This is a genomic window from Streptomyces sp. NBC_00080 (assembly GCF_045041255.1).
Taxonomy (GTDB): domain Bacteria; phylum Actinomycetota; class Actinomycetes; order Streptomycetales; family Streptomycetaceae; genus Streptomyces; species Streptomyces coriariae.
This window is the reverse complement of sequence record NZ_CP108235.1, coordinates 2,641,564-2,664,966: the sequence shown is the minus strand read 5'-3', so window position 1 is coordinate 2,664,966 and position 23,403 is coordinate 2,641,564. Positions and strand designations below refer to the sequence as shown.

General features: G+C 71.8%; 18 protein-coding genes. 14 read left to right on the top strand and 4 right to left on the bottom strand.

Features of this window, described 5'->3' with window-relative positions:
* Positions 1-236 precede the first annotated feature (236 nt).
* The 4 genes from OHU34_RS11580 to OHU34_RS11565 all read left to right on the top strand — a co-directional run bounded on the left by OHU34_RS11580 (position 237) and on the right by OHU34_RS11565 (position 4,311).
* On the top strand, positions 237-1,217 hold the full coding sequence (locus OHU34_RS11580) for a sensor histidine kinase (RefSeq protein ID WP_405766188.1): 981 nt from the start codon (positions 237-239) through the stop codon (positions 1,215-1,217).
* Positions 1,217-1,915, top strand: a complete 699-nt coding sequence (locus OHU34_RS11575; RefSeq protein ID WP_230194453.1) for a response regulator transcription factor — start codon at positions 1,217-1,219, stop codon at positions 1,913-1,915. The genes OHU34_RS11580 and OHU34_RS11575 overlap by 1 nt, the downstream gene beginning before the upstream one ends.
* Positions 1,916-2,003: 88 nt before the next feature.
* On the top strand, positions 2,004-3,533 hold the full coding sequence (miaB, locus tag OHU34_RS11570; RefSeq protein WP_230194452.1) for a tRNA (N6-isopentenyl adenosine(37)-C2)-methylthiotransferase MiaB: 1,530 nt from the start codon (positions 2,004-2,006) through the stop codon (positions 3,531-3,533).
* Positions 3,534-3,594: 61 nt separating this feature from the next.
* Positions 3,595-4,311, top strand: a complete 717-nt coding sequence (locus OHU34_RS11565) for a class III extradiol dioxygenase subunit B-like domain-containing protein (RefSeq protein WP_142266499.1) — start codon at positions 3,595-3,597, stop codon at positions 4,309-4,311.
* A 124-nt stretch (positions 4,312-4,435) separates the two neighbouring features.
* Here the strand turns inward: OHU34_RS11565 and OHU34_RS11560 are convergent, their stop codons facing one another.
* Both OHU34_RS11560 and OHU34_RS11555 read right to left on the bottom strand, forming a co-directional pair.
* On the bottom strand, positions 4,436-4,705 hold the full coding sequence (locus OHU34_RS11560) for an antitoxin (protein WP_142266500.1): 270 nt from the start codon (positions 4,703-4,705) through the stop codon (positions 4,436-4,438).
* 24 nt (positions 4,706-4,729) lie between these two features.
* The gene (locus tag OHU34_RS11555) at positions 4,730-5,035 is read right to left on the bottom strand and encodes a hypothetical protein (RefSeq protein ID WP_230194451.1); all 306 of its coding nucleotides are present in this window, start codon (positions 5,033-5,035) and stop codon (positions 4,730-4,732) included.
* Between the two features lie 179 nt (positions 5,036-5,214).
* On the opposite strand from OHU34_RS11555, the gene miaA reads away from it, so the two are divergent.
* From miaA to hflX, 6 genes are all read left to right on the top strand, one after another.
* On the top strand, positions 5,215-6,153 hold the full coding sequence (gene miaA / locus OHU34_RS11550) for a tRNA (adenosine(37)-N6)-dimethylallyltransferase MiaA (protein WP_142266502.1): 939 nt from the start codon (positions 5,215-5,217) through the stop codon (positions 6,151-6,153).
* A 108-nt stretch (positions 6,154-6,261) separates the two neighbouring features.
* Positions 6,262-6,771, top strand: a complete 510-nt coding sequence (locus OHU34_RS11545) for a hypothetical protein (protein WP_142268098.1) — start codon at positions 6,262-6,264, stop codon at positions 6,769-6,771.
* Positions 6,772-6,844: 73 nt separating this feature from the next.
* The gene (gene dapF / locus OHU34_RS11540; protein WP_142266503.1) at positions 6,845-7,714 is read left to right on the top strand and encodes a diaminopimelate epimerase; all 870 of its coding nucleotides are present in this window, start codon (positions 6,845-6,847) and stop codon (positions 7,712-7,714) included.
* A 300-nt stretch (positions 7,715-8,014) separates the two neighbouring features.
* Positions 8,015-10,201 carry a bifunctional (p)ppGpp synthetase/guanosine-3',5'-bis(diphosphate) 3'-pyrophosphohydrolase gene (locus tag OHU34_RS11535; protein ID WP_230194450.1) on the top strand — a complete coding sequence of 729 codons (2,187 nt, stop codon included), beginning with the start codon at positions 8,015-8,017 and terminating at the stop codon, positions 10,199-10,201.
* 177 nt (positions 10,202-10,378) lie between these two features.
* Positions 10,379-11,890, top strand: a complete 1,512-nt coding sequence (locus OHU34_RS11530) for a M1 family metallopeptidase (RefSeq protein ID WP_142266505.1) — start codon at positions 10,379-10,381, stop codon at positions 11,888-11,890.
* A gap of 135 nt (positions 11,891-12,025) precedes the next feature.
* Entirely contained in the window at positions 12,026-13,519 is a 1,494-nt protein-coding gene (gene hflX / locus OHU34_RS11525; protein ID WP_405766184.1) for a GTPase HflX, read from the top strand.
* A gap of 74 nt (positions 13,520-13,593) precedes the next feature.
* Here hflX and OHU34_RS11520 read toward each other — a convergent pair whose 3' ends face one another.
* Together OHU34_RS11520 and OHU34_RS11515 are read right to left on the bottom strand one after the other, a co-directional pair.
* Positions 13,594-14,793, bottom strand: a complete 1,200-nt coding sequence (locus tag OHU34_RS11520) for a hypothetical protein (RefSeq protein WP_405766183.1) — start codon at positions 14,791-14,793, stop codon at positions 13,594-13,596.
* A 210-nt stretch (positions 14,794-15,003) separates the two neighbouring features.
* The gene (locus OHU34_RS11515; RefSeq protein ID WP_142266508.1) at positions 15,004-16,227 is read right to left on the bottom strand and encodes a serine protease; all 1,224 of its coding nucleotides are present in this window, start codon (positions 16,225-16,227) and stop codon (positions 15,004-15,006) included.
* Positions 16,228-16,579: 352 nt separating this feature from the next.
* Between OHU34_RS11515 and OHU34_RS11510 the strand changes: the two genes are divergently transcribed.
* From OHU34_RS11510 to OHU34_RS11495, 4 genes are all read left to right on the top strand, one after another.
* The gene (locus tag OHU34_RS11510; RefSeq protein ID WP_405766182.1) at positions 16,580-18,343 is read left to right on the top strand and encodes a diaminobutyrate--2-oxoglutarate transaminase family protein; all 1,764 of its coding nucleotides are present in this window, start codon (positions 16,580-16,582) and stop codon (positions 18,341-18,343) included.
* Positions 18,344-18,500: 157 nt separating this feature from the next.
* Entirely contained in the window at positions 18,501-20,453 is a 1,953-nt protein-coding gene (locus OHU34_RS11505) for an IucA/IucC family siderophore biosynthesis protein (RefSeq protein ID WP_372481694.1), read from the top strand.
* 79 nt (positions 20,454-20,532) lie between these two features.
* Entirely contained in the window at positions 20,533-21,156 is a 624-nt protein-coding gene (locus OHU34_RS11500; RefSeq protein ID WP_230194446.1) for a GNAT family N-acetyltransferase, read from the top strand.
* Between the two features lie 172 nt (positions 21,157-21,328).
* Entirely contained in the window at positions 21,329-23,305 is a 1,977-nt protein-coding gene (locus OHU34_RS11495) for an ATP-dependent DNA helicase (RefSeq protein ID WP_142266512.1), read from the top strand.
* Positions 23,306-23,403: the final 98 nt, after the last annotated feature.

Below are 23,403 nucleotides of genomic sequence, written 5' to 3'. Positions count from 1 at the left end.
GACAGGGCCGACGGTGGGCGGAGAGGCTGGTCACGGCAGTGCCCTGGAGAAGCAGAGGAGCGGCACGAGCCGAGCGAGTCGGACGAGACGGACGAGATCAGCCGGGCGGAAACGAAAAGCGAGACGGACGAGACGAGCCGGCCCGACACGACAAGCGAGACGCACGCGACACGGGAGTCGGACGAGACAGGCGAGTCGGTCGAGTCGGTCGAGCAGGGCAGGGAGGAGCCGCGCACATGTCACTGTTCTGGCGGATCTTCGTGCTCGACGCCGTCGGTCTGATCGTCGCGGCCGCGCTGCTGCTGGGCCCGGTCACCGTCTCCACGCCCATTCTGCCGGGCGAGGTGCTGGTCGTGGTCGCGGGTCTGGCCGCGCTGCTGACCGTCAACGCGGTCGTGCTGCGCGTAGGGCTGGCCCCGCTGGGGCGGCTGGGACGGGCCATGGCCGACGCCGACCTGCTGCACCCCGGGGCCCGTGCCGTGGTCTCGGGACCGGTCGAGACGGCCGAGCTGATCACGACCTACAACGCCATGCTGGACCGGCTGGAGGCCGAGCGCGCCGCCAGCGCGGCCGGGGTGCTGTCCGCCCAGGAACGTGAGCGCCACCGCATCGCCCGTGAACTCCACGACGAGGTCGGCCAGACCCTCACCGCCGTGTTGCTCCAGCTCAAGCGCGTCGCCGACCGGGCCCCTCGGGACCTGCGCGAGGAGTTGGGCCAGGCACAGGAGGCCACCCGGGCCGGCCTGGACGAGATCCGCCGTATCGCCCGTCGGCTGCGCCCGGGCGTCCTCGACGAACTCGGACTGCTCAGCGCCCTGCGCTCGCTCGCGGGAGAGTTCACCACCCATGGACTGACGGTGCGCCACGACCTTCGCACCGGGCTGCACCCGCTGACCGAGGAGACGGAACTCGTGCTCTACCGCGTGGCCCAGGAGGCCCTCACCAACACCGCCCGGCACTCCGGCGCCGACCGTGCCGAGCTGCGCCTGCGCCCGGTCACCGACGGCGTCGAGCTCCTCGTACAGGACAACGGGCGGGGTCTGGGCGCGGCGGCCGGGGAGGGCGCCGGGATCCGGGGGATGCGGGAGCGGGCCCTGTTGATCGGCGCGACCCTCACGGTGTCGTCGAGGGCCGACGGCGGCGGGACGGACATACGGCTGCGGGCGGCCGCGAGGGCCGGCCGGGCGGACGCCGCGGCCCCTGCGGGAGGCCGCTGATGGCGGACGGCACAGCACCGACCGCACCCGGGTCGGCGTCCTCTCCGACCCGCGTCCTGCTCGCCGACGACCACACCCTGGTACGCCGGGGGGTACGGCTCATCCTGGACGGCGAGCCCGATCTGACGGTGGTCGCCGAGGCCGGGGACGGCGCCGAGGCGGTCGAGCGCGCCCGGGCCGGGGACATCGACCTGGCCGTCCTCGACGTGGCCATGCCGCGGATGACCGGTCTTCAGGCGGCCCGGGAACTCTCCCGCCGCCTCCCGGCCCTGCGCATCCTCATCCTGACCATGTACGACAACGAGCAGTACTTCTTCGAGGCGCTCAAGGCCGGAGCCGGCGGGTACGTCCTGAAGTCGGTCGCCGACCGGGACCTGGTCGAGGCGTGCCGGGCGGTGGTGCGGGACGAGCCGTTCATCTATCCGGGCGCGGAGCGGGCCCTGGTCCGCTCGTACCTGGACCGGCTGCACCGCGGCGACGGTGTCGACGGACTGCCCGAGCGGCCCATCACCGAGCGCGAGGAGGAGATCCTCAAGCTCGTCGCGGAGGGGCACACCTCCAGGGAGATCGGCGCGCTGCTGTTCATCAGCGCCAAGACGGTGGAACGGCACCGCGCCAACCTCCTGCACAAACTCGGCATGCGCGACCGCCTGGAGCTCACCCGCTACGCGATCCGCGCGGGCCTCATCGACCCCTGACGCCCTGACGCCCTGAGAGCCTGGCGGCGGAGGGCGCAGAGGAGGCCGGGCGGGCGGGCGTTCCTCGGGGAGCGCCTACCCTTGAGCCATGACCAGCAGCAGCGACCGGAGCCTCGCAGTGGACGTTCACACACCCAAGAGCTATGAGATCCGCACCTACGGGTGCCAGATGAACGTCCATGACTCCGAGCGATTGTCCGGGCTGCTCGAAGAAGCCGGGTATGTGCGCGCCCCCGAGGGGTCCGACGGTGACGCGGACGTCGTCGTCTTCAACACCTGCGCGGTGCGCGAGAACGCCGACAACCGTCTCTACGGCAACCTCGGCCGGCTCGCGCCGAGGAAGGCGAGCCGGCCCGGGATGCAGATCGCGGTCGGCGGCTGTCTCGCCCAGAAGGACCGCGACACCATCGTGAAGAAGGCGCCCTGGGTGGACGTCGTCTTCGGCACGCACAACATCGGCAAGCTCCCCGTCCTGCTGGAACGCGCGCGCGTGCAGGAGGAGGCCCAGGTCGAGATCGCCGAGTCGCTCGAGGCCTTCCCCTCCACCCTGCCGACGCGGCGCGAGAGCGCCTACGCGGCGTGGGTGTCGATCTCCGTCGGGTGCAACAACACCTGCACCTTCTGCATCGTCCCGGCCCTGCGGGGCAAGGAGAAGGACCGCCGCACCGGCGACATCCTCGCCGAGATCGAGGCGCTGGTCGGCGAGGGCGTCTCCGAGATCACCCTGCTCGGCCAGAACGTCAACGCCTACGGCTCCGACATCGGCGACCGCGAGGCCTTCAGCAAGCTGCTCCGCGCGTGCGGCGCGATCGAGGGCCTGGAGCGCGTCCGCTTCACCTCCCCGCACCCGCGCGACTTCACCGACGACGTCATCGCGGCCATGGCCGAGACGCCCAACGTGATGCCGCAGCTGCACATGCCCCTCCAGTCCGGCTCGGACACGGTCCTGAAGGCGATGCGCCGGTCGTACCGGCAGGAGCGCTACCTGGGGATCATCGAGAAGGTGCGGGCCGCCATCCCGCACGCGGCGATCACCACCGACATCATCGTGGGCTTCCCCGGCGAGACCGAGGAGGACTTCGAGCAGACCCTGCACGCGGTCCGCGAGGCCCGTTTCGCGCAGGCGTTCACCTTCCAGTACTCCAAGCGCCCCGGCACCCCTGCCGCGACCATGGAGAACCAGATCCCCAAGGAGGTCGTGCAGGCGCGCTACGAGCGTCTCGTCGCCCTTCAGGAGGAGATCTCCTGGGAGGAGAACAAGAAGCAGGTCGGCCGCACCCTGGAGCTGATGGTGGCCGAGGGCGAGGGCCGCAAGGACGGCGCCACCCACCGCCTGTCCGGCCGCGCCGCCGACAACCGCCTGGTCCACTTCACCAAGCCGGAGCAGGAGGTGCGCCCAGGCGACGTCGTGACCGTCGAGGTGACGTACGCCGCCCCGCACCACCTGCTGGCCGAGGGCCCCGTCCTGGAGCTGCGCCGCACGCGCGCGGGGGACGCCTGGGAGAAGCGCACCGCCGAGAAGGCGGCGAAGCCGGCCGGCGTCCTGCTCGGCCTGCCCAAGATCGGCGCGCCCGCGCCGCTGCCGGTGGCCACGGGCAGCGGCTGCGGCTGCGACTGACAGCCGACGCCACGCCCGGTCGGTGGCCCCTCGGGTCCGGTACGGGGTTACCCTGCCGATCATGCTTGTCGCCGCCGCAGTCTGTCCCTGTCCGCCCCTGCTGGTACCCGAGGTCGCCGCGGGCGCCGCTGCCGAGCTGGACACCGCGCGAGCCGCTTGCTCGGACGCGCTGGCCGTGCTGGCCGCCGCCCGGCCCGACCGGCTCGTGGTCGTCGGGCCGGCCGAGCAGTTGGGGCGTGGCCCGCACCCGGAGGGCAGCCGGGGTTCGTTCGCCGGCTTCGGGGTGGATCTCGACGTACGGCTGGGCCGGGGCGGCGGGGACCCGCCGTCCGCACGCGAACTGCCGCCGTCCCTCGCCGTCGCCGCCTGGCTGCTCGACCGGACGGAGTGGTCGGCCGCTCCCGTCGAGGGACTCGGCGTCGGGGAACCGCTCGCGGCCGACCGGTGCGTCGAGGTCGGGCGGGGCATCGGCGCGGCGGCGGACCGGGTCGCGCTGCTGGTCATGGGCGACGCCAGCGCGTGCCGGACAGTGAAGGCGCCGGGCTACCTCGACGAGCGTGCGGCACCGTTCGACGCCGAGGTCGCACGGGCGCTCGGCACGGCGGACCTCGCGGCCCTCAAGGCGCTGGACGCCGAGCTGGCGTACGAGCTCAAGGCCTCGGGCCGGGCGCCCTGGCAGGTGCTGGCGGGCGCGGCCGAGGACGCCGGGCTGGCGGGCGCGCTGCTCTACGAGGACGCGCCCTACGGGGTGGGATACGTGGTCGCGACCTGGTCGTAGGCGGTCGGACGGCGGCGTCGTACGGCTCCCGGCCGAGCGGCGCCGACCAGCGGAACGGCGGACGGCCGCGAGCGTTTCCGCCGCGCGGCCGTCCGCCGATCGATGGGCCGGCGTGAGGTGTTGCTCAGGAGGCCGGCGGGGGAGTGCTCGGCGGGGTGAAGGTGTCGCCGCCCCCGGCAGATCCGTCCTTGTGCGCGAGCCGGTCCATGGCGCCCTTGGCCTTGCCGGTGCCCGTCTCGATCCGGTCGCTGTACTTGCCCTTGGTCTTCTCGTCGACGACCTTCGCGGCCTTGTCGAGACCGTGCTGGACCTTGTCCCCGTGCTGTTGGGCGAGGCCCGAGACCTTGCCCTTGGCCGGGGAGAGCCTGGCCTTCAAATTGTCCAAAAGACCCATGGAGCACCTTCCTCGCGGGTTCCGCTACGTGCGGGCGCCGTCGCCCGCTTCGCTGTCGGCCGCCTCTTCGGCGGACTGCTGCCGGGGAATCTCGACCCCGTCGGTGCCGGCCACGGCAACCGGTTCTGTCGTCTTTTCCGTCTCCGGCTCGGCCGCGTTCCCGGCCTGCTCGGCCTCGGCGGACTCCTGCGCCGTCGTCGGCTCGCCCGCCTGCTCCGCCCCGATGCCCTCCGCCGGAGTTCCGGTCGATGCGTCGGCCGCGCTCGCCGTCTCCGCCGTCGCTTCCTCCGCCGCCTTCGACCTCCGAAGAATTCGCGCCAATACGCCCATATCCACTCCATACGGTACTCGTGCGGGCGAAATCCCGCGTTGGCCGGTGCGTCCGTTTGCGCCACCGGGTCACCGCCTCCGCGAAGGGCGACGGGAATCTCGCAACGGGAACGACCTCGGAGCGACGTCGTCACGTAACTCGTTCGAGGGCGGTGGTCGGGGTTTGCGAGACTGGTGCCGTGAGCAGCGCACCCCCCGCCCCCCGCGTCATCGCCGTCGTCGGACCGACCGCGGCCGGAAAGTCCGATCTGGGCGTCTTTCTGGCCCAACGGCTCGGCGGCGAGGTCGTCAACGCCGACTCCATGCAGCTCTACCGAGGGATGGACATCGGTACCGCCAAGCTGACGCCCGAGGAGCGCGGCGGTGTCCCGCACCACCTCCTGGACGTCTGGGACGTGACGGAGACCGCCTCCGTCGCCGAGTATCAGCGGCTGGCCCGGGAAAGGATCGACGCCCTGCTCGCCGAGGGCCGTTGGCCGATCCTCGTCGGCGGCTCCGGGCTGTACGTCCGTGGCGCCGTCGACAACCTGGAGTTCCCCGGCACCGACCCCGAGGTCCGGGCCCGGCTGGAGGAGGAGCTCACGCTGCGCGGTTCAGGCGCGCTGCACGCCAGGCTGGCCGCCGCCGACCCCGAGGCCGCGCACGCCATCCTGCCCGGCAACGGCCGCCGTATCGTGCGGGCCCTCGAGGTGATCGAGATCACCGGCAAGCCCTTCACGGCCAACCTGCCCGGTCACGACTCGGTCTACGACACCGTCCAGATCGGCGTCGACGTGGCACGCCCCGAACTCGACGAGCGCATCGCCCGCCGCGTCGACCGGATGTGGGACGCGGGGCTGGTGGACGAGGTCCGCGCGCTGGAGGCGCAGGGCCTGCGGGAGGGGCGCACGGCCTCGCGCGCGCTCGGCTACCAGCAGGTCCTCACCGCCCTGACCGGCGAGTGCACACAGGAGGCGGCGCGCGCCGAGACGATCCGTGCCACCAAGCGCTTCGCGCGCCGTCAGGATTCGTGGTTCAGGCGCGATCCGCGGGTGCACTGGTTGAGTGGGGCCGCGGCTGACCTCACAGAACTTCCGGAGCTCGCGCTGGCGTTGGTGGAACGACCGGTCACAGCCTGATCACGTCATGGCATCGGGACGCCCAGGCCGTCATCCGGGCATCCAACGCCGTGCCATCATCGAGCTTCGATCGACCAAGTGGAGTCCGAGTTGGGAGGGCGCGTGGCGATGGAGGCCGGCCCTCGCGACACCGCAAAAGGCACCGAGCACCTCACCACCGAGCGTGGTGAACCGGAGCCCGAGGAAGGCAGTCTGAGCCCCGACGGGCCGGACGAGGACGACACCCGGGACGGCGTGAGCGACGACGGTCCCGAGCCCGAGGAGATGTACGCGGGCGGACCCGAGGTCGAGGTCGAGCTGCGCCCGCAGCGCCGGCTCCGTATCTGGCAGCTCGCGCCCATCGTGGCGCTGGCCGCCGGCGGCTCCCTGATGTTCGCCTTCCCGCTGGCCTTCGACTTCGGTGACAGCGGCGCCATGATCGCCATGCTCGGACTGCTGATCTGCTCCTGCGCGGCCGGCTGGGGCATGATGGCCGCGCGCCGCGTGGGTTACACGTGGCCCGGTCTGCCCCAGCGCGGCTCCGGGCGCCGTCCCGACTGGCGGGTGGTCCTCGCGTACGTCGTGATGGTCGCCGCGGTGGTGGCCCTGGCCGTCGGGCGGGTCGCCCGGCTGCGCTGAGATCCACGCGCGCGTGCCCACCGGCGCTGCCGCCCCGGGACGGGGTGTCCTGGCCACCCCGTACGATCGTGGAATGAGCACGCGGATCGCCTTCCTCAAGGGTCACGGCACCGAGAACGACTTCGTGATCGTCCCGGACCCCGAGAACGCCATCGACCTCCCCCCGGCCGCCGTCGCCGCCCTGTGCGACCGCCGCGCGGGCATCGGCGGTGACGGGCTGCTGCACGTCGTACGGTCCGTCGCGCACCCCGAGGCGAAGGACATGGCGGCCGAGGCGGAGTGGTTCATGGACTACCGCAACGGCGACGGCTCCGTCGCGGAGATGTGCGGCAACGGCGTCCGGGTGTTCGCGCGCTACCTCCAGTACGCCGGGCTCGTCACCGAGGGTGACATCGCGGTCGCCACGCGCGGGGGCGTGAAGCGCGCGCACCTCGACAAGGAGGGTGACGTCACCGTCGGCATGGGCAGGGCCCGCCTCCCCGAAGGGGACGTCACGGTGAGCGTCGGCGAGCGCAGCTGGCCCGCGCGGAACGTGAACATGGGCAACCCGCACGCCGTCGCCTTCGTGGCGGACCTCGCGCACGCGGGCGACCTGTCGGCCCCGCCGCCGTTCAGCCCCGCCTCGGCGTACCCGGACGGGGTCAACGTCGAGTTCGTCGTGGACCGCGGTCCGCAGCACGTCGCCCTGCGCGTGCACGAGCGCGGGGCCGGCGAGACCCGCTCGTGCGGCACGGGCGCGTGCGCCGTCGCCGTGGCGGCCGCGCGCCGGGACGGCGCCGACCCGGTGGCCACCGGTGTGCCGGCGACGTACGTCGTGGATGTCCCCGGCGGACGCCTGGTGATCACCGAGCGACCCGACGGCGAGATCGAGATGACCGGGCCCGCAGTGATCGTGGCCACAGGCGAGATCGATCCGGAGTGGCTGGAAACGGTCGCCCGCTGAGGCCACGGAGGCTTGGCATCGGAGGCGGGAGCGGCCTGACGGCCCGAAGGGTCGCCCTCGGGGGCCCGGTCGTGGGCTCGAATTCACGATCGAGATCAGGCCGGGTGGCGCAAAACCGTAAACCCCCGATCCGTCGCTCGAATGGGTGATCCGTTTCACGCTCGGCGAGAGGCGGTCGGTCACGCGTGGTGGGCTCGGTAGCATCAAGCACCGGCCCGGACGGGGGACCGTTCGCCAGTCCCCTGAGCCGTGTCCGCCCTGGGACACCCCGTCCGCCGGTCCACGCAGCCGGAGGTGCCCATGAGTGCGGAGGCCACGAATCCCGCGACCCCAGGCCCGGTAGTGCCTTCAGCGCCCCGCAGGCGCAGTCGCCCCCGGATCGACCTGCGTCGCCTCGGCCGGGCGGCGCTGCTCGGCCCGGCCTCCCGTGGCCGGCTGCCCGACGCGATCGGTCACGTGGTCGAGGCCCACCGCGCCCACCACCCCGACGCCGACCTGGAACCGCTGCACCGCGCCTATGTGCTCGCCGAGTCCTCGCACCGCGGCCAGATGCGCAAGAGCGGCGAGCCCTACATCACCCACCCGCTCGCCGTGACCCTGATCCTCGCCGAACTCGGCGCGGAAACCACGGCCCTGACGGCATCGCTGCTCCACGACACCGTCGAGGACACCGATGTGACGCTCGATCAGGTCGGCGAGGAGTTCGGCGCCGAGGTGCGCTATCTCGTCGACGGTGTCACGAAGTTGGAGAAGGTCGACTACGGCGCGGCCGCCGAGCCCGAGACGTTCCGCAAGATGCTCGTGGCCACCGGCAACGACGTCCGAGTGATGTCGATCAAACTCGCCGACCGACTGCACAACATGCGCACCCTGGGCGTGATGCGGCCCGAGAAACAGGAACGCATCGCCAAGGTCACCCGCGACGTCCTCATCCCGCTCGCCGAACGCCTCGGTGTCCAGGCCCTCAAGACCGAGCTGGAAGACCTCGTCTTCGCGATCCTCCATCCCGAGGAGTACCAGCACACCCGCGAAATGATCGTCGACAACGCCTCCCGCGCGGACGACCCCCTCGCGGAGTTCGCCGAGGCGATGCGCGCGGTCCTGCGCGACGCCGACATCCAGGCCGAAGTCCTCATCCGGCCACGGCACTTCGTCTCCGTGCACCGCGCGTCCCGCAAGCGCGGCCGGATGCGGGGCGCCGACTTCGGCCGGCTGCTGGTGCTGGTGAACGAGGACGCCGACTGTTACGCCGTCCTGGGCGAACTGCACACCTGTATGACGCCGGTCGTCTCGGAGTTCAAGGACTTCATCGCGGTTCCCAAGTTCAACCTGTACCAGTCGCTGCACACCGCCGTCGCCCGCGAGGACGGCCAGGTCGCCGAAGTCCTCATCCGCACCCACCAGATGCACAAGGTCGCCGAGGCCGGCGTCATCGCCCTCGGCAATCCCTACACGGCTCCCGCGGAGGAGCAGGCCCGGGGGCGGGTCCCGGCCGACGAGGAACGCGTCGACCCGACCCGGCCCGGCTGGCTCTCCCGCCTCCTGGACTGGCAGGAGGCGGCGCCCGATCCCGACACCTTCTGGTCCACCCTGCGCGAGGACCTCGCCCAGGACCGCGAGATCACCGTCTTCCGCCCCGACGGCGGCACGCTCGGCCTGCCCGACGGCGCCACCTGCGTCGACGCCGCGTACGCGCAGTACGGCGAGGACGCCCACGCCTGCATCGGCGCCCGGGTGAACGGCCGTCTGGCGACCCTCAGCACCGTTCTGCGGGACGGCGACACCGTCCAGCTCCTCATGGGCCAGGACCCCGCCTCGGAACCCTCCAGGGAGTGGCTGGAGCACGCCCACACACCCGCCGCCCGCATCGCCATCCAACGGTGGCTGGCGACGCACCCCGCCCCGGCCGAGCACGAGGGCGCCGAGCCGGCGGAGGACTCCGGGGTCACCAAGGCCGCCGAGGCGACGGCCCGGCCCGCGGCCGACACGGCCACGCCAGGCGTCCCCGTCTCGCGGCCCGGCGCCGCGATCACGGTCGTCGACCGGCCCGACGCGAGCGTCCGGCTCGCCGGGTGCTGCACGCCCGTGCCCTTCGACGAGGTCACCGGCTTCGCGGTGCGCGGGGGAGTGGTGACCGTGCACCGCGCCGAGTGTTCCGCCGTGGCGCGCATGGCGAACGCGGGGCGCGAAGAGGTCGACGTGCGCTGGGGCGACGCCAGCGGCTGCCGGGTCACCCTGGTCGCCGAATCGTTCGGCCGCCCCCATCTGCTCGCCGACCTCACCGAGGCCATGGCACTGGAGGGCGCCGAGATCGTCTCCGCGACCGTCGAGCCCCCGAGCCAGCAGCGGGTGCGCCACACGTACACCGTGCAACTCCCGGACGCCGGCCACCTGCCCACCCTCCTGCGCGCCATGCGGAACGTGCCCGGCGTCTACGACGTGGGCCGCGCGCAGCATCACGCTCCCGCCTCCCCGGAACCGGCGTAGGCCCTGCCCACGCGCGTGACATGGACGGCCTGCGCCGGCGTCCACGCGCGCGTGGAGCGAGGGTGCGGCGCGCGGTCGTCCTCCCGAGCGTCAAGCACGTGCGCGTGCGCAACCCGTTCGAGTGGGCCGGGCGCGCGTCGCCGACGCCACGGACGTGTGCGCTGGTAGCGGTGGTGCATGCTGCTCACCCCTCGCGCCCGGCTGAAATCCGCGCTCCTCGCCTCGGCCGTATCCGTCTGCCTCGTCGCCGCGAGTGCCCCGGAGGTCCCGCTCGGCGTCGGCGACCGCCTCTTCCCGTACCTGGGCAACCCCGGGTACGACGTCGCGTCGTACGACCTGGCCTTCACCTATCCCGGCACCAACACCCAGCCCCTCCAGGCGGTCACCACGATCGACGCGTGGACCACCACCGCCCTGGACCGGATCAACCTCGACTTCGCCCAGGGCAAGGTCGAATCGGTCGAGGTCGACGGCGCACCCGCCACGTTCAGCAGCGCCGGCGACGACCTGGTGGTCACCCCGGAGGACTCGCTGCCGGCCGGCAGCTGGATGCGGATCACCGTGCGGCACACCAGCGATCCGGTGAGCACCGGCGGCCGGGACGGTGGCTGGGTACGGACCGCGGACGGCCTCGCCATGGCCAATCAGGCGGACGCCGCGCACCTGGTCTTCCCGTGCAACGACCACCCTTCCGACAAGGCGATGTTCACCGTCCGGATCACCGCTCCCAACGGCTACACGGCCGTCGCGGGCGGGCTGCCGACCGGGGTCGAGCGGGCCGGCGAGACCACCACCTGGACCTATCGCACCCAGCACCCCATGGCCACCGAGCTCGCCCAGGTGTCCATCGGCCGCTCCACGGTCGTGCACCGCGAGGGGCCGCACGCACTGCCCGTGCGGGACGTCGTGCCCACGAAGGACCGCGAACTCCTCGAACCGTGGCTGAAGAAGACCCCCGACCAGATCGCCTGGATGGAGCGCAAGGTCGGCCCCTACCCCTTCGAGACCTACGGCCTGCTCATGGCGGAGGCCTCCACCGGGTTCGAACTCGAGACACAGACCCTGTCCCTCTTCGAGCGAGACCTCTTCACGGAGCCCGGCTACCCCAAGTGGTACGTCGAGTCGATCATGCTGCACGAGCTGTCCCACCAGTGGTTCGGCGACAGCGTCAGCCCGCACACCTGGTCCGACCTGTGGCTGAACGAGGGACACGCCACCTGGTACGAGGCGCTGTACGCCGAGGAGAAGGCGGGACGCACCCTGGAGGCGCGGATGAAGGCGGCGTACGGCGCCTCCGACCGCTGGCGCACCACGGGCGGCCCGCCCGCGCAGCCCAAGGCCCCCAACCCCGGCCAGAAGATCAGCATCTTCCGGCCCAACGTCTACGACGGCGCGGCCCTCGTCCTCTACGCCCTGCGCCAGGAGATCGGCCGCACCGCGTTCGAGCACCTGGAGCGGGCGTGGGTCCACAATCACCGGGACTCCACGGCGACCACGGCCGACTTCGAGCGCCTCGCCCAGGAGATCTCCGGACGCGACCTGGCCCGGTTCTTCAAGGACTGGCTGTACGGCGAGAAGACCCCGCCGATGCCCGGCCACCCGGACTGGAAGCCGGCGGCACCGCTCGCCAAGGGCGAACCGAAGGCCGTACCGAAGGTCGCCCCGCCGGCAGCGCGGGCCGCGAAATAAGGCCGTGACGAGACGGGCCGTACCGTGCGACCATCGTGAGGTCGGTGCAGCGCGGGACACGGGAATCTCCCGGTGCCCTCGCGCGTTGAACACCATGAAGGCAGCCGTACCGGCATCCAACGACGTAAGGACCCAATGACCTCCTCTTCTTCCCCTTCCCAGGACACCCAGCGCGTCACGAACGCCTACCCCGAAGGTCTCCGGGCCGATGCCCTGATGGAAGAGGACGTCGCCTGGAGCCACGAGATCGACGGAGACCGGGACGGCGAGCAGTTCGACCGCTCCGAGCGCGCCGCCCTGCGCCGCGTTGCGGGCCTCTCCACCGAACTCGAGGACGTCACCGAGGTCGAGTACCGCCAGCTCCGGCTGGAGCGGGTCGTGCTCGTCGGTGTGTGGACCACGGGAACCGCACAGGACGCGGACAACAGCCTCGCGGAGCTGGCCGCCCTCGCGGAGACGGCGGGCGCGCTGGTGCTCGACGGCGTCATCCAGCGCCGTGACAAACCCGACGCGGCCACCTACATCGGCTCCGGCAAGGCCCAGGAGCTGCGCGACATCGTGCTCGAGACGGGCGCGGACACCGTCATCTGCGACGGTGAACTCAGCCCGGGCCAGCTGATCCACCTCGAGGACGTCGTCAAGGTCAAGGTCATCGACCGTACGGCCCTGATCCTGGACATCTTCGCCCAGCACGCCAAGTCCCGAGAGGGCAAGGCGCAGGTCGCGCTCGCGCAGATGCAGTACATGCTGCCGAGGCTGCGCGGCTGGGGTCAGTCGCTGTCCCGGCAGATGGGCGGCGGCAAGGGCGGCGGCCTGGCCACCCGTGGTCCCGGTGAGACCAAGATCGAGACGGACCGGCGCCGGATCCGCGAGAAGATGGCGAAGATGCGCCGTGAGATCGCGGAGATGAAGACCGGCCGCGAGATCAAGCGCCAGGAGCGCAAGCGCCACAAGGTGCCGTCCGTCGCCATCGCGGGCTACACCAACGCCGGCAAGTCGTCGCTGCTCAACCGCCTCACGGGCGCGGGCGTCCTGGTCGAGAACGCCCTGTTCGCGACCCTGGACCCGACCGTGCGCCGGGCGGAGACGCCGAGCGGCCGCCTGTACACGCTGGCGGACACGGTCGGCTTCGTCCGGCACCTGCCGCACCACCTGGTCGAGGCGTTCCGCTCCACCATGGAAGAGGTCGGCGAGTCCGACCTGATCCTGCACGTGGTGGACGGCTCGCACCCGAACCCGGAGGAGCAGCTGGCCGCCGTACGCGAGGTGGTCCGGGACGTCGGCGCCACCGGCGTGCCCGAGATCGTCGTGATCAACAAGGCGGACGCGGCCGACCCGCTGACGCTCCAGCGGCTCATGCGGATCGAGAAGCGCTCCATCGCGGTCTCGGCCCGTACCGGTCAGGGCATCGACGAGCTGCTCGCGCTGATCGACAACGAGCTGCCGCGGCCGTCGGTCGAGGTGGAGGCGCTCGTGCCGTACACCCACGGTGGCCTGGTCGCCCGCGCACACACCGAGGGCGAGGTGATCTCCGCGGAGCACACGGCGGAGGGCACCCTGCTGAAGGTGCGGGTGCACGAGGAGCTGGCGGCGGACCTCGCGCCGTACGTACCGGCTCCGCTCGGCTGAGCCGTCCCGGCCACGCTACGCCCGAAGGCCCGCCCCCCGCGTCGAGCGGGGAGCGGGCCTTCGGCGTGCTCGGCTCACTGACCGCCGTACGTCTTGCTCATGTTCTGGTAGAGCGCTTCGGCCTCCCGGCCGAGCTGGGGTCCCGCCAGCCAGCTGTTGTCGGCCGGGCCGATCGAGGTGTTGGAGACCAGCTCGGTTGTGCCGTCCACCACCCGGAACCAGCCGCCGCCGGACGAACCGCCGGTCATGGTGCAGCCGATGCGGTACATCGTCGGCAGCGACGGGTCGAGTGAGAACCGCCCCGGCCGGTCGAGACACTTGAACATCTTCAGCCCGTTGTAGGGCGGTGCCGCCGGGTAACCCCAGGCGCCCATCGAGGCGACCTCGGTCGCGGACGGCGCGGAGAAGTCCACGTCCAGCGCCGTGCCGACCGTCTCCTCCAGCGACTTGGAGCCCTGCTCCGGGGTCACGTGCAGCACGGCGTAGTCGTACGCGGCTCCCGCGCCGCCGGTGTCCGAGCCGCCGGCGATCCACTCGTTCGACGTCGACGCCCAGTCGGCCCACCAGTTGCCGTAGGGGGCGATCTCCGAGGCCGTGGCGTCGCCGAGCCGGGCCTCCGTCTTGCCGAGGTCGTTGTAGGCCGGGACGAAGACGAGGTTGCGGTACCAGCCGCCGTCGCCCCCGGCGTGCACACAGTGCCCGGCCGTCCACACGAGGTTGGACCTGCCCGGGTGGTTCACGTCCTTGACGACCGTGCCGGAGCAGACCATCGTGCCCTCGGGCGAGTCGAAGAAGACCTTGCCGACCGGGGCCGCGTTCTCGTGGTACGGAGTCTTCTCGGCCTCCGCCTTCACGGCCGTCGGATCCGGGTCGCTGACTCCCTGGTCGGCTGCGGCGTCCTTGGTGGTGACGGTCTTGTTCGCCTCCTTCGCGGACTGCATCCGCTCGGGCTTCCACAACCCCTCGATCACCGGATTGACGAAGTCCTCGGCCGCGCTGAGCCACTTGTCCTTGTCCCAGTCCTGCCAGCCGCCCTCGGCCCACTTGTCGACGTCGACGCCGTGCTTCTCGAGCTTGTCGGCGATGCCGGCCGGGACCTGGACCTTGCCGTCGCCGGAACCGGTGGCCGTCCCGGAGGCGGTGGCGTCGGCCTTGGTGTCGTCGGAACCGCTGCACGCGGTCGCCGTCAGAGCCAGGGCGGTGACGAGCCCGGCCGCGAGCAGGGTGCGCCGTCGGCCGTGTGGGCGCGCGACGGGCGTACGTGTCAAACGCATGGTGCGATGTCCCCCGTTGAAGCGTGTGAAAGTGAAGCGTGTTGATCGTTGGACGTCCGAGCCGACCTGGAGTGTCATGAGCCTGACAGGCCCGGTGTCGGATCGACGCCGAGCTCGCTCACAGGCAACACCCCATCATGCCCGGGGAATTCGGGACGAACGGCGGTGGGACGGTGAAGGTTCCCGTCAGGCGTCCCACCGCCGATCAAGCTACTGACCGGCGAACTTGTCGCTCACCGAGTCGTACACACCCTTGGCCACATCACCCAGTCGCGGCCCCGCGAGCCACCCCGCGTTCACCGGGCCGATCGAGGTGTTGGACACCAGCGCCGGCTTCCCGTCCGAGCCCGCCGCGACCCAGCCGCCGCCCGACGAACCGCCGGTCATCGTGCAGCCGATGCGGTACATCGTCGGGTCCGAGGAACTGAGCGAGAACCGTCCCGGCTTGTCCTGGCACTGGTAGAGCTTCTGCCCGTCGTACGGTGCCGCCGCCGGGTAGCCGGTCGCGGTGATGCTGCTCACCTTCGGCACCGCCGGGGCGTTGAAGTTCACCGGGAGCGCCGAACCGACCGTCTCCTCCAGGGACTTGCCCGTACCGCCCTCCTCCGGTGTCACATGGATGACGGCGTAGTCGTACGAGGCGCCGTCACCGCCGGTCTGCCCGCCCTGCGCGATCCACTGGTCGGACGTCTTCGTCCAGTCGCCCCACCAGACCCCGTAGGGAGCCACCTGCTCCTTGGTGGCCGTCTCCAGCTGCGCGGCCGACATGCCCGAATCGTTGTACGACGGCACGAACGCGATGTTGCGGTACCAGCCGCCGCCCTTGCCGGCGTGCACACAGTGGCCGGCCGTCCACACCAGGTTGGACTTGCCGGGGTGAGCGGGGTCCTTCACGACCGTCGCCGAGCAGACCATCGTGCCCTCGGGGGAGTCGAAGAGCACCTTGCCCGCCTCGGCGGCGTTCTCGTGGTACGAGGGCGAAACGGCCTTCGCGTCCACCTCCTGCGGCGTCGGGTCGGTCACGCCCTGGTCGCCGGAGAGGTCGTTCTCGTCGACACTCCGGTCCGGGTCCTCGGCCTCCCGCATCCGGTCCGGGTCCCACAGCCCTTCGATGATCGGGTTGACGTAGTCCTGCGCCTCACGCAGCCAGTCGTCCTTGTCCCAGTTCTTCCAGGCGCCGTTCTTCCACTTGTCGAGGTCGATCCCGTGCTCTTTGAGCCTGTCCTTGATGTCGTCCGGGATCGTGATCTTGCCGTCGGCGCCGGCCGACGCCGTCGCGCCGGCCTGGTTGTCCGCGTTGGTGTCGCCCGAATCACAGGCGGTCGCGGTGAGCGCGAGCACCGAGGCGAGGGCCATGGCGCCCAGTACGGGGGAGGTTCTGCGGCGCGCGTTCCTCCCCCGCCGAGCGGTGAACGACGGCCGTATGGATCGCATGATCTGACTCCCCCTGCTGTCAACGAACTTGAGGTACCGGCCGCCCCGCCGAGTGGAACTCATGGTGATCTCACACCGAGTTCAAGCGGGTCTCACGGCCATGTGTGATGCCACCACACGATATGCGGTCGCCGCGGGGGACTCCCGACCGAATGGCAACTGTTCCGCCACAGACCGCAGACGGAACCGGCCAGGAACGGGACCGCGGTGGGCGATGCGGGGCCGCGCCGGCGCCGACGTGGCCCCGGTCATTCTCGTGACGACCCGTAACCGGCACGGCCGTCCGGTGTTGGTAGCGATGAGGGCTGTTGTGTGTGCTCGCCCCTTCGACGGGCGGGAGGACAGGGGAGGCGTGGCCTTGACCGAGCCAGTACCCGAGGAGGCCCCCTCGGGGCGTGCCACCGGAACTCGCCCCGACGGAGCCCCGGACGTCGGATCGCCCGTCGCCGCCTCCGTCGCCGCACCTTCCGCCGCTGGAGCCCTCGTCGCCGGAACGGCCGCCGCGGGGAGCCCGACGGATGGCCGGCCCGCGCACGAGGGGATCCTGCGGCGTCAGTCGGCTCGCGAGTCCGCGGCGCGCACCTATGCGCGTGCGCTGCCCATCGTGCCGGTCCGGGCACGCGGGCTGACCATCGAGGGCGCGGACGGCCGCCGTTACCTCGACTGTCTCTCGGGCGCCGGAACCCTCGCGCTCGGCCACAACCATCCCGTCGTGCTGGAGGCCATCCGCAAGGTCCTCGACTCGGGGGCGCCCCTGCACGTCCTCGATCTCGCCACCCCGGTCAAGGACGCCTTCGTCACCGAACTGTTCCGGACACTGCCGCCCGGTCTCGCCGACCACGCGCGGGTGCAGTTCTGCGGACCGGCCGGCACGGACGCCGTGGAGGCCGCACTCAAGCTGGTCCGGGCCGCCACCGGCCGCTCCGGCGTCCTGGCCTTCACCGGGGCGTACCACGGGATGACCGCAGGATCCCTCGAAGCCTCCGGGGGCGCCTTCGACGTGCGGGTGGCGCGGCTGCCCTATCCGCAGGACTACCGCTGTCCCTTCGGCATCGGCGGCGAGCGCGGCGCCGAACTCGCCGCCCACTGGACCGAGTCCGTCCTCGACGATCCCAAGTCGGGGTTGCGGCAGCCCGCCGGGATGATCCTCGAACCGGTCCAGGGCGAGGGCGGTGTGATTCCCGCGCCGGACGGGTGGATGCGGCGTATGCGGCAGATCACGGCCGAGCGGTCGATCCCGCTGATCGCCGACGAGGTCCAGACGGGCGTGGGCAGGACCGGTGCCTTCTGGGCGGTGGAGCACAGCGGGGTCGTCCCCGACGTGATGGTCCTGTCCAAGGCCATCGGAGGCAGCCTGCCGCTCGCCGTCGTCGTCTACCGTGACGCCCTCGACGTCTGGCAACCCGGTGCCCACGCGGGCACGTTCCGCGGCAACCAGCTCGCCATGGCCGCCGGTACGGCCACCCTCGCCTACGTCCGCGAGAACCGTCTCGCCGAGCGCGCGGCCACCCTGGGCGGCCGCATGCTGGGCCAACTCCGCCTCCTCGCGCAGGAGTTCCCGTGCATGGGGGAGGTGCGGGGGCGCGGGCTGATGATCGGGGTCGAGATGGTGGACCCCGAGGGGGGAAGCGGATCCGGCGCGATCGGCGCAGCGCAGGCCCTCGCGCGGACCGGTGACGAGCCCGGCGCGCCGGCCGACGGTGTCCATGTCCATGACGTCCCGCCCCGCCGGACGCCGCCTTCGGCTCCCGGGCGCGCCCCCTACCCCGCCGCCCCCGCGCTGGCCGCCGCCGTCCGACGGGAGTGCCTGCGCCGGGGCCTGATCGTCGAACTCGGCGGGCGTCACGCCAGCGTCGTACGGCTGCTTCCGCCCTTGACGATCACCGACGAGCAGGCCGCCGCGGTGCTCGACCGGCTGTCGGACGCGATGGCGGCGGTGTCCCGCAGCCACCTCCGCGGTGCGGGCCCGAGGGTGCCGGATCAGCCGAACCATCAGCCCGAGCGCCCACACCGGCCGGAGCACCGACCGCAGCATCAGCCCCAGCCACTGAACCGGCCGGGCCGGCCGCCGGGGCCGGACCGGCGCCAGGACGGCCATGCCGGGTGGACGGGGTAGCGCCGGGCAACCGTCGGCATACCCCCGGGTCCGCGGACGCCGGGGGCACCGGTGCCGACCCGTCCATCGGCGTGCGGAGCCCACGCGACCCGCGGGCGCGCGGGCTCCGCACCACCGCCTGCTCCCGGCCGACCCCACCACTTCACGAGGAACGACCTTGACCACCTCCTCCCACCAGTCCACCTCCCGTACGTCCCCCGTCCCCCACCAGCAGGGCGACGCCGTCCACGTGGCATCACCGAGCCGCGTCGCCGATCTCCTGGACCACCCCGATCCGCACACGGCGGCCGACGCGGCCGCCGTGGAGAACCTGCTGCGCTGCTGGGTGCGCGAGACGGACTTGCCCGCACCCCATGACGGCGTCCTGCGCGTGCCGCTGCCCGCCAGTGGCATCACCTTGCTCGCCCCCGTCCACTACTGGTCGCCGACCGGCTGGCACCGCTTCGGCCTCCCTCGCCTGGCCGGCGCACCCGAGCACTCCCCGCCCGCGGACGCCGTCACGGTCGCCGCCCTGCTGGTCCGCGAGAAGCTCCGGGAGCGTGGCCCCTCCGACGGAACCGCCGAAGCCGTGACGGCGGCCCGTGCGGGCGCCCTCCCGGTGGAGCGCGCCACCGCTGCCGAGCCGACGCCCTGTCCCGGGCACACGAACAGGAGCAGCGGCGAAGGCACCGACCTCGTCACCCGCGTCGCCGACTCCGTCCGCCGTACCGCGGTGTTCATCGCCGAACGCCGGAAACGCCCCGAAGACCGGCCAGAAGACCGACCCGACCTGTTCCTGACCGCCGAACAGGCACTGCTGCTCGGGCATCCGCTGCACCCGACGCCGAAAAGCCGGGAAGGCCTCTCGGAGGGCGAAGCGCGTCTCTACTCACCGGAGTCGTGTGGTTCCTTCCCCCTTCGCTGGCTCGCTGTCGCTCCTTCCGTGGCCGCCACCGACTCAGCCTGGACCGAAGGCGGCCGTCCCGTCCCCGCCGCCCGGTTGACGGCCCGACTCGGCGGCGCCGGGCTGCCGTTGCCGACCGGGTTCGCCGCCCTGCCGGTGCACCCCTGGCAACTGCGCGAGACCCGACACCGCCCCGAGGTCGAGGCCCTGTTCGACGCCGGACTCCTCCAGGACCTGGGCGCCCAGGGCCCTTCGTGGCATCCGACCTCCTCCGTACGCACCGTGTATCGGCCCGGAGCCCCCGCGATGCTCAAGCTGTCGCTCGGTCTGCGCATCACCAACTCCCGTCGTGAGAACCTCCGCAAAGAACTCCACCGTGGTGTCGAGGTGCACCGGCTTCTGCGCGCGGGCCTGGCCCAGCAGTGGCAGGCTGCCCACCCGGACTTCGGCATCGTCCGAGATCCGGCCTGGCTCGCGGTCGACGGTGCCGACGGTCTCCCGCTGACCGGTCTCGACGTGATGATCCGCCACAACCCGTTCGCCCCGGAGGACGACGTCTCCTGCATCGCCGCTCTCGTCGCACCCCGGCCGGACACGGCTTGCGCCCGCCGCTCCCGGCTGACCGTGATCGTCGGGCACCTCGCCGCACGGACAGGCCGGCCGCTGTCGGCTGTCGCCGCCGAGTGGTTCCTGCGCTACCTGGAGCAGGTCGTCCGCCCCGTCCTGTGGCTCGACGGTGAGGCAGGGATCGCCCTGGAGGCGCATCAGCAGAACACGCTCCTCCTCCTGGACCCCGACGGCTGGCCCGCAGGCGGCCGCTACCGCGACAACCAGGGCTACTACTTCCGCGAGTCCAGCCGCGCGGAGCTCGAGGCCCGGCTGCCCGGCATCGGCGAACACAGCGACACCTTCGTGTCCGACGACGTCACCGACGAGCGCTTCGCCTACTACCTGGGCATCAACAACGTGCTCGGACTCATCGGCGCGTTCGGTTCCCAGCGGCTCGCCGACGAGCAACTGCTGCTCGCCGCCTTCCGGCGCTTTCTCGCCGACGCCGCCTCCGGCCCTCGCCGGCTGCCCGGCTCGCTGCCCGCCCGACTGCTCGACTCGCCCCGCCTGCGCTGCAAGGCCAATCTGTTGACCCGATTGCACGGCCTCGACGAACTCGTCGGTCCCGTGGACACCCAGTCCGTCTACGTCACCATCGCCAACCCCCTGTGCTCCTGAGCCGTCGCTTCACCGGCCACCCCGGCCCCTGTCCTTCGCCGAGGGACACATCCCGCCCGACCTGCCGAGAGGAGCTGCCGTGGCTCCCGTCGAGACAGCCTCCGACAGCCGCCGTACCCTTCCCGCCGCCCCCGATCTGCTCGACAGCGTCGGCCGCTGGGGGCCCGCCGCCACCCCGGCGGGTGCGTTCCGCCTGGTCCCCGTACAGGTCGAGAGGGACCTCCCGCTCGTCTGCCGGTGGATGAACGACCCCGTCGTCGCGGCGTTCTGGGAACTGGCGGGACCCGAATCCAGGACGGCGCGACACCTGCGTCGTCAACTCGACGACGACGGGCGCAGCATCCCCTGCCTCGGGGTACTGGAGGGCCGGCCCATGAGCTACTGGGAGATCTACCGGGCGGACCTCGACCCGCTCGCGTGCCACTACCCGGCCCGACCGCACGACACCGGCGTCCACCTGCTCATCGGCGGCGGGGCCGACCGTGGGCGAGGCCTTGGCAGCCGTCTGCTCCAAGCCGTAGTCGGCCTGATCCTCGACAGGAGGCCCGCTTGTGCCCGCGTCGTCGCCGAACCCGACCTTCGCAACATTCCGTCCATCGCCACCTTCCTGAGCGCGGGATTCCGATTTCTCGCAGAGGTCGACCTGCCCACCAAGCGGGCGGCCCTCATGGTGTGGGACCGGGTCCCGAGTGATCCGTCATGACGCTGAGTGATCGAGCCGTCACATCTGGAACGCCCGTCGCGGCGCATCGGTTCCCGCCCCCGCCGAAGCCCGGCTTCCCCACCCCCACCGAGAAGCCCACCTTCTCGATCCCTTCCCTCCCGTCCGTCTTGACCACACGTTTGTCAGTGCCGCGCCGTAGGGTGGTCGCGCTATGACGAAGCCCTCACTCCCCGAACTCCTGCACGCTGCCGTCACCGCTGTCGGCGGCACGGAGCGCCCCGGCCAGGTGACCATGGCCGAAGCCGTCGCCGAGGCGATCGACGACGGATCCCATCTGCTGGTCCAGGCCGGCACCGGCACCGGTAAGTCGCTCGGCTACCTCGTGCCCGCACTCGCCCACGGGGAGCGCGTCGTGGTCGCGACCGCCACGCTGGCCCTCCAGCGCCAGCTCGTGGAGCGGGACCTGCCGCGTACGGTCGACGCGCTGCATCCGCTGCTGCGCCGTCGCCCGGAGTTCGCGATGCTCAAGGGCAGATCGAACTACCTGTGCCTGCACCGACTCCATGAAGGCGTCCCGCAGGACGAGGAGGAAGGCCTCTTCGACCAGTTCGAGGCGGCCGCACCCACCAGCAAGCTGGGCCAGGACCTGCTCCGGCTGCGGGACTGGTCGGACGAGACCGAGTCCGGTGACCGGGACGACCTCACGCCGGGTGTCTCGGACCGGGCCTGGGCGCAGGTGTCGGTGTCCTCCCGGGAGTGCCTCGGGGCCACGAAGTGCGCCTACGGCGCCGAGTGCTTCGCGGAGCTGGCCCGCGAGCGCGCCAAGCTCGCCGAGGTCGTCGTCACCAACCACGCGCTGCTGGCCATCGACGCCATCGAGGGTGCGCCGGTCCTGCCGCAGCACGAGGTGCTGATCGTCGACGAGGCGCACGAGCTGGTCTCGCGGGTCACCGGTGTGGCCACCGGCGAGCTCACTCCCGGCCAGGTCAACCGGGCCGTACGCCGGGCGGCGAAGCTGGTGAACGAGAAGGCGGCCGACCAGCTGCAGACCGCCGCCGAGGGCTTCGAGCGGCTCATGGAACTGGCGCTGCCCGGTCGTCTGGAGGAGATCCCGGAGGATCTCGGGTATGCCCTCATGGCACTGCGCGACGCCGCGAGGACCGTCATCTCGGGGATCGGCGCGACCCGCGACAAGTCCGTCCAGGACGAGGACGCGGTCCGCAAGCAGGCCCTGGCGTCCGTGGAGAGCGTGCACGACGTGGCGGAGCGGATCGTCAACGGTTCCGAGTACGACGTCGTCTGGTACGAGCGGCACGACCGTTTCGGCGCCTCCGTGCGCGTCGCGCCCATGTCCGTGTCGGGCCTGCTGCGGGAGAAGCTCTTCGCCGACCGCTCCGTGACCCTGGCCTCGGCGACCCTGAAACTGGGCGGGGACTTCAACGGTGTGGGCGCCTCGATGGGACTGGCGCCGGAGGGCACCGAGGGCGAGGACATCCCGCAGTGGAAGGGCATCGACGTGGGGTCGCCCTTCGACTACCCCAAGCAGGGCATCCTCTATGTGGCCAAACACCTGTCGCGCCCCGCGCGGGACGGCGACCGCGGCGACATGCTCGACGAACTGACCGAGCTGATCCAGGCGGCGGGCGGGCGCACGCTGGGCCTGTTCTCCTCCATGCGGGCCGCGCAGCTCGCCGCCGAGGAACTGCGCGCGCGTGTCCCCGAGTTCCCGATCCTCCTCCAGGGCGAGGAGACGCTCGGTGAGCTGATCAAGAACTTCGCGGCGGATCCGCAGACCTGCCTCTTCGGCACGCTGTCGCTCTGGCAGGGCGTCGACGTCCCCGGTCCCAGCTGCCAGTTGGTCGTCATGGACAAGATCCCGTTCCCGCGCCCGGACGATCCCCTGATGAGCGCCCGCCAGAAAGCGGTGGAGGATTCGGGTGGCAACGGCTTCATGGCCGTCGCGGCCACCCATGCGGCGCTGCTGATGGCCCAGGGTGCGGGACGACTCGTGCGGGCGTCGGGGGACCGTGGTGTGGTCGCCGTACTGGACCAGCGGCTGGCGACGGCCCGCTACGGGAGCTACCTGAAGGCGTCCCTGCCGGACTTCTGGTACACGACGGACCGCAATCAGGTCCGCAGGTCCCTCGCGGCGATCGACGCGGTGGCCAAGCAGGCGGAGGCACAGTGAAGGAGGGGGCCGTCCCGCTCCGGGACGGCCCCCTCCTTCACTGCTGATCGCCTTCACTGCTGATCGGGCACAGCACAGGGCCCCGGAACCGGCGCAGG

What these genes read in the sequence shown, in the direction of transcription:
- hflX (WP_405766184.1), top strand. Translation starts at nt 12,026, where the DNA reads ATGACCTCCTCTTCTTCCCCTTCCCAGGACACCCAGCGCGTCACGAAC.
- OHU34_RS11535 (WP_230194450.1), top strand. Translation starts at nt 8,015, where the DNA reads ATGAGTGCGGAGGCCACGAATCCCGCGACCCCAGGCCCGGTAGTGCCT.
- OHU34_RS11560 (WP_142266500.1), bottom strand. Translation starts at nt 4,705, where the DNA reads ATGGGTCTTTTGGACAATTTGAAGGCCAGGCTCTCCCCGGCCAAGGGC.
- OHU34_RS11545 (WP_142268098.1), top strand. Translation starts at nt 6,262, where the DNA reads ATGGAGGCCGGCCCTCGCGACACCGCAAAAGGCACCGAGCACCTCACC.
- OHU34_RS11575 (WP_230194453.1), top strand. Translation starts at nt 1,217, where the DNA reads ATGGCGGACGGCACAGCACCGACCGCACCCGGGTCGGCGTCCTCTCCG.
- OHU34_RS11530 (WP_142266505.1), top strand. Translation starts at nt 10,379, where the DNA reads ATGCTGCTCACCCCTCGCGCCCGGCTGAAATCCGCGCTCCTCGCCTCG.
- OHU34_RS11520 (WP_405766183.1), bottom strand. Translation starts at nt 14,793, where the DNA reads ATGCGTTTGACACGTACGCCCGTCGCGCGCCCACACGGCCGACGGCGC.
- OHU34_RS11565 (WP_142266499.1), top strand. Translation starts at nt 3,595, where the DNA reads ATGCTTGTCGCCGCCGCAGTCTGTCCCTGTCCGCCCCTGCTGGTACCC.
- miaB (WP_230194452.1), top strand. Translation starts at nt 2,004, where the DNA reads ATGACCAGCAGCAGCGACCGGAGCCTCGCAGTGGACGTTCACACACCC.
- OHU34_RS11580 (WP_405766188.1), top strand. Translation starts at nt 237, where the DNA reads ATGTCACTGTTCTGGCGGATCTTCGTGCTCGACGCCGTCGGTCTGATC.
- OHU34_RS11495 (WP_142266512.1), top strand. Translation starts at nt 21,329, where the DNA reads ATGACGAAGCCCTCACTCCCCGAACTCCTGCACGCTGCCGTCACCGCT.
- dapF (WP_142266503.1), top strand. Translation starts at nt 6,845, where the DNA reads ATGAGCACGCGGATCGCCTTCCTCAAGGGTCACGGCACCGAGAACGAC.
- OHU34_RS11555 (WP_230194451.1), bottom strand. Translation starts at nt 5,035, where the DNA reads ATGGGCGTATTGGCGCGAATTCTTCGGAGGTCGAAGGCGGCGGAGGAA.
- OHU34_RS11515 (WP_142266508.1), bottom strand. Translation starts at nt 16,227, where the DNA reads ATGCGATCCATACGGCCGTCGTTCACCGCTCGGCGGGGGAGGAACGCG.